This window comes from Paracidovorax konjaci, assembly GCF_900112675.1.
Taxonomy (GTDB): Bacteria; Pseudomonadota; Gammaproteobacteria; order Burkholderiales; family Burkholderiaceae_C; genus Paracidovorax; species Paracidovorax konjaci.
Map to the genome: position 1 here is coordinate 447,487 of NZ_FOMQ01000002.1, position 8,645 is coordinate 456,131.

Sequence of the window (8,645 nt, forward strand, 5' to 3'; positions counted from 1 at the left end):
GTGCCAGTAGACGCGACCCCCGATGTCGACTGAATGCGGCATGCGCCCGCTCTTCTGCCAGTTTTCTAGCGTTCGGATGCTCACGTCCAGAATCTTTGAAACTTCCAGTCGAGACATAGGTCGGAGACAGCACTCCGATGCCGAGTTTGAAGAGTGAGCGATATTGGTGATGGGGAGCATGACGTTCTCTAGAGGAGGTTGGAGCAATGTGTAGCAACGACCGCCATCCTCTAAAACGTTTGGTTTAAGCGCTCGGTGCTCCCGGTGTGAAAATTTGCGCTGAATTCTTGCTCGAAGGTCGTGGAAGCGCCGTGATTTCCTCCCAAAGGCTAAATTCGCTCGCTATAAATTTCTAAAAAGTTAGTCGTCGGGGGCGCGTCGCGCCCGTGGGTGCCAAGATTGTGGGAGTGGAGAATTCTGCGGAGTCCCCTGGTTGTTCAGAGTTGTAGGTAGGCAGCAGTCATGTATATGCACTGTCAATACCCAAGACGTGAAGCCCGACTTCATGAAGGGTGGTCGCATAGTGGCTCTCAATGCGGGGCCTTCATGCAAGAAAGAAATTCATCGAACCAACACGCTGCGGCGTTCTCACGTCCCGTCGTCGTCACCATCAACGCGGTAGATGGTCGCCAAGAGACCATTCAACTGTTGCCGGCCGGTCAAGTCGGCCATCAGTTCGAGGCCATCATGGGCTTGGACCATGCACCCGTATTGCCGCAACGGGTGCTGCTGCCGTGCCCTCCATCGAACTGGGACATCGCCTTCGTGATGGTCCTCGCGGCAGCTACGGAGCCTGCCATTCCGACCATACCGTTTGTTCAGCCGAATGAGTGGCGCAACGCCTCGGTGGTGTTGCCTGACTTCGATGGAGTAGAAGGTGCCAAGGTCCGCGTGGCCATCGATAGCCAAACCTGGGTGGCAAGTTTGTCGGGGGCCGAGCGCGCGGAAGCGCAGATGCTGGTACCTGAGGGGGCAATGCGTTACATGACGGTCGGCTGGATACTCGCGGAGATGTCTTCGAGGCTCATCCTGCGGCAACCCGGGTTCGAGGCCCGTCTCGCGAGTCACTCTCGTCGGTTGAGCCGGCGCTAAAAACTTCTTTGCCGTTGCCGTCTAGACATTGGCAACAGCGTCTGACCCTACGCGGGCGACGCGTGATAGTCCTAGAGCCCCCGCTGAACCGTACGGCACCCATTGGCGCAACCGCTGCCGCGAAGGAAAGTCTTGATGCCTTTCTGCGTGGTTTCGAACTGCGAGGCTCACTCCCCAACTGTGTCGGGCAAGGGGGCTATGCGACGTCGAAGTAGGCTTCATCCCATCGCCGACCGCGACCAGACCTGGCTCTACACCGATGGCGCGCAAATTGGGGTTCAAAGGGGCGGCTCTGGACATGGGTATGCCGTCATGCTTCAAGTGAACAGACACAAGCTACCACCGGCCGTACGACGCCGTCGTGCCCAAGAAATTCCAGGGGTGCAACTCCTCGAATTTGCGGAGGCATTACACGCGCAAGGGCTGCTACGGCGCAGTGTGCTTTTTAAGCTGCGGTCACTTGGAAAAAAGGCCGCAATCAGGACCGACCTGCGTCGGCGCAAATAACTGTCGATATGCCTGGGAGCAGATGCTGATAGCCGTCCCATCAACGGTGGGTCGCCGCCAGTTTTGACGTCAAAAGACGTGTAGCTGCATATCGTGTCGACGCCAATTCTGTAGGTGGTGGAGTTCTAGAAATTCCCAGCCATCAAATAGACTGTTGACGAAAGTTCCTGCTATTGAAGCACTAAGAATTTGAGTCTTGCCGTATCTGGACTTGTAGGAAATGTAAGGTTGGAGGAGATATCGCTGCGTAACCTGTGGCTATTGAGTCTCTAAGACTAATGCGGATTTCCCCCAAATTTTGATGACAAAATTTCGTGTAGTGACTACCACGGTTGGGAGTGAAGTACGACTTCATGGTCTTGCCAGAGGTGCTTCATGCGCGCTACGTTGATAGTGCCTTGCAGGAAAAACGCGCAGGCAGAAAATGCAAGACTCTAATGTAAGAAAGCGAGATGCGGGCTACGCACACGTTCAAGTACCCGATGACTTCCCTAGGTCTGGCGGGCAAAATACTCTCCCTGGAGCGCAACCAAAGCTTAACGCCGAGTACCGAAATGGTCGATTTGTTGTTGGTCCATCGCTCTATGAGTTGCAGATGCGCTATACCGTGTGTCTCGAATATACAAAGGTGCTTCCGGAGTATTGTTTAGACCTGCATGCTCGCCATCCCGACTGGAAAATCAGCAAGGTCTTGGAACATACAGGACGCTCGTTGGCGCGGCGGCATCAGCGTATGAGTGGCTTGGAAATCGACTGGATAATTGAAAAATTGGCTGTCGCGCTCGATTGGGAGTTGGAGGCTGGTGTACTTTGGCGTGGTCGTTCTGGTTTTTGAAGCTGAAACAAGTCAACTATCTCGAAGCGCGTGCAGCCGCCCGAAAAAAGGAGCGCCTTGTCAGGCGCTCCATGAATCACTCGTTGCTCGAGGTTGACGGCTTGCCCACATCACTGCCAACCGTCACTGCGGCGAACAAGTCTCGAAACCAGTTCGCACTCTCGGGAGAGTCGCCAGGTCTGCTTTCGTTGTACAGAAATGCGACAAAAGTCTGAACATCCCGCGACACTTCCGGCAGCGACTGCGGCATGAACGGACCCACGGCAGGGTCCTGGCGCATCTTCTCCATCTCACGATACAGGTACATATCGCGCGCCAGTGGTTGTGGCCGTGCGAGGTCCTGCAGCGTAAGTACACCGGCATAGGCTAGTACGGTGACGCGCGGCAACTGGAGATACCCGGCAGCTTTGGTGAACACGTCAGGCTGTGCCGTGCGGATGTCGGCGCTCGCGTTCTGCCATTGTGCAAAGCGGCGGTAGCTCACGCCGAGTTGGCGAGCGAGCGAAGCTAACGTATCGCCGCGTAGGTGTGCTTCTTGAATAAGCATCTGAATCAGCGGTGGCGGGCGCACTGTATGCGACCCGGTACTCGGTGGTGGCCTGTCTTTCATTTTGGTCCTTCTGCAGCATATGCTGCAGAACGTGTAGGGACCTTTTGGAAAGGGGCGGGCAAGAAGGGGCCCACGATTTCATGCCGGCCCATCCACGATGGTGAGTGTGCCCATTACATTTCCGCACCATCAACCCCTGATTCACATTTTGCTGAAGCTCTCCGCCAATAGTTCAGCCATTCTTGCTGAACCGTCGCCACTGTGGAGGCCTGCATAGTGCGCCTCGACCGTAGACTCCTTGTCGTTTAGGACCAACGCTGCGATTTTGGTGGTGCCCATAGGAGACTTCAGGATGGCGCTTGCCACCAAGTGTCGGAACGCATGTGCACAAATTCCGGGGCACTTCCAGAGATACCGCTTGGTGAGCCATTTGACCGTTTTGCTCAGTGTGGAAAAAGGTTTATGGGGCTCGCCCTTATTTGACTTGTCCGTTAGCAGAACGAGGTCTGTTGGAGAACTCATGAGAAGAGGACGATGTTTGAAGAGATACCGTTCAAGGTCAGGCCAAGCACTCTCGTGGACAGGTGCGTCGTAGTCTCGCACTGCAAGTCCGCGGCGATTCTTCAGAAGCTGCTTGGGCACAAAAATCCACCACGATTTGTCAGAGCGCTGATAAAGCGAACACTCAGTGTGTGGATGAAACCCGTCCTTGTTTGAAGGGGACCATCGCAATGACGCGATGTTGCGCATGCGCAGCGGGTTAGAAACCAACAGCTTAATCAGCACCATGTTACGGGACCAAATCGCTTCGTTGACAGGAGCTCCGCCCACCGGTCGCGCGGCGCGCATACGTTGAATCATGTCGACGATGGCATCCATAGGCTGCGGCAGGTCGAGAATTGGTCGTATAGCCTGAAATGGGTCTCGCGAGGGGCGAAATTCCGCCCTATAAGCTTGTTTGAGTTGCGCGCAATAGCGGAACTGCTGAACACATTGGCTTTTCCACTCCGAGACTTGGAATTCGAGAGGCAACGTCTTTTGCAGATGAGGTTGCTGGGTCAGATATCCCATCTCAGGGTGCGTCATCCAAGCCAGAATTCCCAAGAATGTTGCTATCGAATTCGACACGATGCCACCGGTGCGTTTTTTGCGCCATTCGATATAGCGCTCCACAAAATCAGGAATGGCCAGCCATGCCAATGTATGCAATTCGCCTTCTGGAATGCCTTGCCCTCCCTCGTTAGCAGAAAGGCCAAGCCAGCCGAGGTACCCGGCAACCTGAGTCCAATTAGGGTGAGCTGACGGTACCTCTTTGCCGTCAAGAAATTGAAACCAGTTTGTTGGGGTTTCCTCACGGATAGGCAGCGGTGACACCGTCCAGCGGGCCTTCGCTGAACGCTGCAAAACCGGCACTGGCGCAACCTTGTAGCCAATCAGATGAGCCCATTGGCGGCGCATTGGCGACTCAGGTGGGGCGGTCAGAAGTAGACGCGTTCCTTTAAGGCTTCGAAGCCGTTCGCGATACTCGTTTTTCGGTGCTTCACCGACCGTCGGTGCTGGTCGCTTGCCTTCTTTGATGCCTGCCAGCACTGTCAAGCTACCTTGTTCGATGCCGAAGAAGGACTCCAGCCGATGAATGAATTTCGCATTGCTGGGGCGAGGCTCCTTGCCTTTGAGCCAGCCGAAAATCATGTCTGAGCTGATGTCTGCCTGCTTCGCAACCCGCTTGACTGCCTGGCCTTCCATCAGCGAGCGGATGGCTTGCCGGAAGGGCGAATCGGCGTCAGCAGCCGCTGCGCGCATCTTGTCTTCCGCCACCACCATTTCGCGAAAGCGACGCAGCATGGACTGGATGTTGGTGATGGCTCGAGACGTGCGGCCCTCTGCGTGGAGCTGTTCGGACAGCTTCTTTTGTGCAAGCGAGAACTCCGCGCGCATTTCAAATCCGACGACGTCTTGCTCGGTCAAGTGGTGGGCATTCAGAAAGAGGCGCAAAGCGCTGGCCCGGTTGGCGGCAGTTTGCTTGCTGACTTGGTCGAGCTGAACTTGCTGCTCCTGGTTCTGCAGGAGGGTTTGGTAGGTGAGAGGTAGCTGATGCAATGGTTTCTTTCGAGCCTTTGCACTGGACTTGGCCGTCTGCGGAGCAAGTAAAGACGACGGAACGAAATACCTGCGAATTCTGTAAGTGGTTGAAGAACCAAGGGTTTTTTCAACTACCTCATTGCCACCTTTTTGGTTGAAAGGGCTGGAGAGTGCAGGTATGCGTTTGGGTCCGCATGCAAGGCGAGAATTTGCTCGCCTTGCGTGTAGATATCGTTCGCCGAGATTTGAAACTCGGCATATAGGTCCAGGTTTGGCATATATCCATCGCTCAGATGGAGTCAGAAAGCGCACGCCATTCGTCGATAAAGGGCTCCGGGCGCATTCTCAACCGATGCCGAAGGTCTGTTACATTGATAGACGATGTACAGACGTTGTGTAGAAATCCCATGAGCCAGCGTAAGAGCCAAGCCATCAATCTCCGCATGACTCCTGAGCTGAAGGAACTGCTGCGGCTCGCTGCTGAGCGCGAACGCCGGACGCTTTCGAACATGCTGGAAGTGTTGATACTCGACTACTGCCAGCAGCACGGTCTGACGGCCGGCGGCTCATCTGCAAGCTTGGATTCGGCATCTGGCGCCAACAAGACGAAATAAGAACAGGGAGAACAACAGAATGCTTCCCATCGCCCCGGGTGCCCGAGCGGTCATCCGAAATGAAGAATGGCTTGTGCGCCGTGTAGACCCAGCGACCGATGGTGGCTGGTTGCTGACCTGTGACGGCATATCCGACCTGGTTCGAGGCCAAACGGCGCTCTTCCTGACCTCGCTGGAAGACGCCATCGAGGTCCTGGACCCTGCCAAGACCAAGCTTGAGCTGGATACTAGCCCGACCTACAACGCCTCGGTGCTGTTTCTGGAGAGCATGCGCCGCCGCAGCGTGGCCAATGACGAGCGCATCCACCTGGGCCATCGCGGGGTCATGAACCTCGTGCCCTATCAGCTCGACCCCGCCTTGCAGGCTTTGCGCCAGCCGCGCTCGCGCATCCTCATTGCTGATGCCGTCGGTCTGGGTAAGACGCTCGAGGCCGGCATCCTTGCCACCGAGCTGATTCAGCGCGGCCGAGGCAAGCGCATCCTGGTGGTCACGCAGAAGGCCATGCTCACCCAGTTCCAGAAGGAGTGGTGGAGCCGCTTCTCCATCCCGCTGGTACGGCTGGACTCCGTGGGGCTGGCACGCGTGCGTAACCGCATCCCTGCCAACCACAACCCCTTCAACTACTTCGACCGCAGCATCATCTCCATCGACACCCTTAAGAACAACCTGGAGTACAGGAACTATCTTGAGAACGCCTGGTGGGACATCATCGTCATCGACGAGTGCCACAACGTGGCGGCCCGCGCCGGTGAATCCGGCCTATCGCGCCGCGCCCGCCTGGCGCGGCTGCTGTCCAACCGGTCCGACACCCTGATGCTGCTGTCGGCCACCCCGCACGACGGTTCGGCCCGCAGCTTTGCGTCCTTGATGAGCCTGCTGGACCCGACGGCCATCTCCGACCCCGACCACTACACCCCTGACGACTTCCGTAACAAGGGCCTGGTCATCCGCCGCTTCAAGAAGGACATCAAGGACCAGGTCCAGTCCGACTTTCAGGAGCGCAACACGGTGCGCCTGCGCCAGCCTGCAAGCGCGCACGAAGAAGCGGCCTACCGCGCCTTGCTGGCGATTCCCTTCACCCAGGGTGGACAGCACAAGGCTGGCCGACAGCAGGAACTGCAGCGCGTCGGCATGCAGAAAGCCCTGTTCTCCAGCCCCGCTGCTGCCTTGGAGTCGACCCAGAAGCGCATCAAGCTGCTGAGCGAGAAGCCCAACGCAACGCCCGAAGAGCAGCAAGAGGTGGATGGCCTGCGCGTCTTCGCTGAAGCCTTGCAGGCCATCGTTGGCGACGCCTCAGCCGCCTCCTTCAGCAAGTACCAACGCCTGTTGGAGCAGCTCCGTGTCCCTGCGTTCGGCTGGACCCGTCAGGAACCAGCCGACCGCCTCGTCGTGTTCTCCGAACGCATCGAGACCCTGCGCTGGCTGGAGCGCCAACTCACCGCCGACCTCAAGCTCAAGCCCAACCAGGTTGCGGTCCTCCACGGGCAGATGTCTGACACCGACCAGCAGGAGTTGGTCGACCGCTTCGGCCGCCTCGACGACCCCATCCGCGTCCTCCTCTGCTCCGACGTCGCCAGCGAAGGCCTGAACCTCCACTACTTCTGCCACCGGCTGGTTCACTTCGACCTGCCCTGGTAGCTGATGGTGTTCCAGCAGCGCAATGGCCGTGTGGACCGCTACGGCCAAAAGCACCAACCGGAAATCGTCTATCTGTTCACCGAGACGGTGACCGACCGCATTCGCGGCGACCTGCGCATCCTGGAAATCCTCCAAGCTAAGGACGAGCAGGCCTACCTGAATCTCGGGGACCCCTCCGCATTCCTGAACGTCTACGACCCCGAGAAGGAAGCCGAGAAGGTTTCGGACTTCATGGCCCAAGGCATGGCCCCCGAGGCCGTGGAGGCCAAGCTGGAACAGGCCGCCGCCGACGAATCGGACAACGGGGTCGATTGGCTGATGCAGCTCTTCGGTGGAGGCGACGCCGCAGCCACAGCGCCGGAGCCGGCTGCCCCCAGCAGCGTGCAGCAAATCAACGAGCCGGCCTCGCTATTCGACGGCGATTACCACTACGCCAAGACCGCGTTGACCCAGCTGAACCAGGGCCAGACCCTGTGCCAGTGGACCCCGCACGACGGCGAGAAGGTCATCGCACTCACGGCGCCACGTGACCTTCAGGACCGCCTCAAGCAGCTTCCTCGAGAGGTCCAGGCCGACAACGACCATTACTCTCTATGTGCTGACCCCAAGCGCATGGCCGCCGCCATAGAGACAGCTCGTCAAGCGCGCCGAGAGCAAGACACCTGGCCGCAGCTCCACTACCTCTGGCCGCAGCACCCCATCATGGAATGGCTGGGCGACCGCGTGCTCACCCACTTCGGGCGCCACACGGCGCCATTGCTGCAAAGCCAGAAGCTGGCCCCGAACGAGCAGGCCTTCATCCTGATGAGCCTGGTTCCCAACCGGAAAGGCCAGCCCCTGCTGGTCGAGTGGCAGGTGGCCAGCCGTGTCGGCCAAGGCGCCTTCCAACTTGAGGACTTCGACGCATTCATCGCCAGGGCGGGCATCCGCGCAGGTGCTCTGCCTAATCGTGGTTACACCGACGGTCTGGCTGCGCTCCAAGGCTTAAAGCGGCTAACAAAACCATGTCATCGCAAATCGAGCGAAGAGCGTTTGGTGATGCATGAGTCGAAACAAGAAAAAAGAGATAAGCGCAGCACTGTTCAAGAAGGTTGCGCCGCTGTTGCCGGTAGTCGCCGCCTCGGCCAAGGGCGGTCGCCCGCGGGTGAGCGACGAGATGGCCCTCAACGGCATCCTGTTCGTTTTGCGCACCGGCATCCCTTGGGAAGAGTTGCCCCAGGAACTGGGCTTTGGCAGCGGCATGACTTGCTGGCGGCGTCTACGTGACTGGCAGGCCGTGGGAGTGTGGCATCGCCTGCATCTGCTGTTGCTCGATGAGTTGCGCGG

Annotated in this window: 7 protein-coding genes; 5 read left to right on the forward strand and 2 right to left on the reverse strand. The window is 58.0% G+C overall.

All coding sequences use genetic code 11. The features are described 5' to 3' along the window. Positions 1 to 546 precede the first annotated feature (546 nt). A complete protein-coding gene (locus BM144_RS04520; protein WP_139225630.1) occupies positions 547 to 1,092 on the forward strand; it encodes a hypothetical protein in 546 nt (181 codons plus the stop codon). 931 nt (positions 1,093 to 2,023) lie between these two features. Beyond that, positions 2,024 to 2,434 carry a hypothetical protein gene (locus BM144_RS22555; protein ID WP_139225631.1) on the forward strand — a complete coding sequence of 137 codons (411 nt, stop codon included), beginning with the start codon at positions 2,024 to 2,026 and terminating at the stop codon, positions 2,432 to 2,434. A gap of 76 nt (positions 2,435 to 2,510) precedes the next feature. Here BM144_RS22555 and BM144_RS04525 read toward each other — a convergent pair whose 3' ends face one another. Both BM144_RS04525 and BM144_RS23365 read right to left on the reverse strand, forming a co-directional pair. Next, entirely contained in the window at positions 2,511 to 2,981 is a 471-nt protein-coding gene (locus tag BM144_RS04525) for a LysM peptidoglycan-binding domain-containing protein (protein WP_092950085.1), read from the reverse strand. A 204-nt stretch (positions 2,982 to 3,185) separates the two neighbouring features. Then, complete coding sequence (locus BM144_RS23365; RefSeq protein WP_245783526.1) at positions 3,186 to 5,084, reverse strand: hypothetical protein; 1,899 nt, start codon at positions 5,082 to 5,084, stop codon at positions 3,186 to 3,188. 389 nt (positions 5,085 to 5,473) lie between these two features. Between BM144_RS23365 and BM144_RS04540 the strand changes: the two genes are divergently transcribed. The 3 genes from BM144_RS04540 to BM144_RS04550 form a co-directional block, all read left to right on the forward strand. Then, entirely contained in the window at positions 5,474 to 5,680 is a 207-nt protein-coding gene (locus BM144_RS04540; RefSeq protein ID WP_092950087.1) for a type II toxin-antitoxin system antitoxin, read from the forward strand. 19 nt (positions 5,681 to 5,699) lie between these two features. After that, on the forward strand, positions 5,700 to 7,319 hold the full coding sequence (locus BM144_RS23370) for a DEAD/DEAH box helicase (protein WP_245783527.1): 1,620 nt from the start codon (positions 5,700 to 5,702) through the stop codon (positions 7,317 to 7,319). Positions 7,320 to 8,361: 1,042 nt separating this feature from the next. Next, positions 8,362 to 8,645 (forward strand): transposase (locus BM144_RS04550; protein WP_139225632.1); only part of this gene is annotated, 284 nt, incomplete at its 3' end.

What these genes read in the sequence shown, in the direction of transcription:
- BM144_RS23370 (WP_245783527.1), top strand. Translation starts at nt 5,700, where the DNA reads ATGCTTCCCATCGCCCCGGGTGCCCGAGCGGTCATCCGAAATGAAGAA.
- BM144_RS04520 (WP_139225630.1), top strand. Translation starts at nt 547, where the DNA reads ATGCAAGAAAGAAATTCATCGAACCAACACGCTGCGGCGTTCTCACGT.
- BM144_RS04525 (WP_092950085.1), bottom strand. Translation starts at nt 2,981, where the DNA reads ATGCTTATTCAAGAAGCACACCTACGCGGCGATACGTTAGCTTCGCTC.
- BM144_RS04540 (WP_092950087.1), top strand. Translation starts at nt 5,474, where the DNA reads ATGAGCCAGCGTAAGAGCCAAGCCATCAATCTCCGCATGACTCCTGAG.
- BM144_RS22555 (WP_139225631.1), top strand. Translation starts at nt 2,024, where the DNA reads ATGCAAGACTCTAATGTAAGAAAGCGAGATGCGGGCTACGCACACGTT.